The 1,241-nt window shown below is 42.1% G+C and carries 2 protein-coding genes; both read right to left on the bottom strand.

Annotation, left to right across the window (positions count from 1 at the left end; genetic code table 11):
• Window positions 1–161: 161 nt before the first annotated feature.
• Complete coding sequence (gene sigZ / locus AB4653_RS24675) at window positions 162–776, bottom strand: RNA polymerase sigma factor SigZ (protein WP_102258225.1); 615 nt, start codon at window positions 774–776, stop codon at window positions 162–164.
• On the bottom strand, window positions 760–1,056 hold the full coding sequence (locus AB4653_RS24670; RefSeq protein WP_004733042.1) for a helix-turn-helix transcriptional regulator: 297 nt from the start codon (window positions 1,054–1,056) through the stop codon (window positions 760–762). Before AB4653_RS24670 ends, sigZ begins: the two co-directional genes overlap by 17 nt.
• Between the last annotated feature and the right edge of the window lie 185 nt (window positions 1,057–1,241).

The following is a 1,241-nucleotide window of genomic DNA, read 5'->3' as shown; positions in this document are numbered from 1 at the left end:
GCTATCAACCGGTCGTAAAAGCGGAAGCGGCGTAGTTCGGTACGATCAAGCACTAGGTTCGCTTAAGTACTCGATTCGCATAAACAAAGCGTGATTTGCAGATTATGAAAACAACAAAGCCAGCATCAACTGCTGGCTTTGTTCTATTTTAGGGATGGCTATTAGCACTTACTGCAATCGTTATCTGGTTTGAGCTCGCAGTCAATCACATTGCCTTGTTGATCAAGTGACAGGTTACAGCACTCTTCAAACAAGTTCTTAAGATCCCCGCGGCTTTTCTGAACACGAGACTTAACGGTTGAGTAGCTGATGTTTTGAGCCTCTGCGATCTCTTTTTGGCTTTGACCTTTGATATCGACAGCAAGCAGTAGCGATGAACTTTGTTCTGGCAGTGCCTGAATAAAAGGTTCAATACACAATGAGAGCTTCTGCTTAAATTCAGAGTCGTGGTCTAAATCGGTAAACCACAGATCTTCAGCATCAATTTGGCTATCACGTTGTTGGCGTGCATGTTTACGGTAGAAGTCGATAATGGTGTTGTTGGCTAACTGGAACAGCCAAGCCTTAACACTGCTCGCATCTTGTACCTTGTCTAAGTTCTGATAGGTCTTAATCAAGATATCTTGGAGCAAGTCGTCTACATCCGCAGAATTGTTGACCTTTGAATGCAAGAATGACTTTAACGCTTGCTGATACTCGGCCCAGACTTGTTCGAGCTTTAAAGGTGCCTTATTCAAAGTTGCCTTGTTCAAAGGTGCATTAGTTGCACTGTTCATTTACGCAACACTCGTCTTGTAAGAAATCAATCACACCTTCTAGGCATTCATACTCCGCCACGCAGAATAGAGTTCTCCCTTCTCGTCTTTGGCTGATTAGGCCCGCAGACGCCAAGCTTGATATGTGGTGAGACAAGGTAGAACCGGGAATGCCTAGTTCTTCTTGTAGGCCGCCAACTGCAATGCCTTGGTAGCCAGCTTTAACGACACTCTTATAAATGGTTAGGCGAATAGGGTGGCCCAACTCTTTAAGTGCTTTCGCAACGACTTCTAAGTTCATATTAACTCCTCAAGATTTAATTTCGATGTTAGTCGAAATGTATGTCGAATTCAAATTTAAAAACTGTGTCTGTGTAAGTCATTGAAAAACTGTGTTTTCGAAAATCATTTCGATTTTTATCGAAATAAATCTTGATCTGGAGCTGTTTATTTCTATAATTCGAGAATATTCGAAATTAAGGGTTG

Source organism: Vibrio sp. 10N.222.48.A3 (assembly GCF_041475345.1).
Taxonomy (GTDB): Bacteria; Pseudomonadota; Gammaproteobacteria; order Enterobacterales; family Vibrionaceae; genus Vibrio; species Vibrio tasmaniensis_A.
Note: the sequence above shows the minus strand (reverse complement) of the source record. Positions and strands in the feature narration are given on the sequence as shown.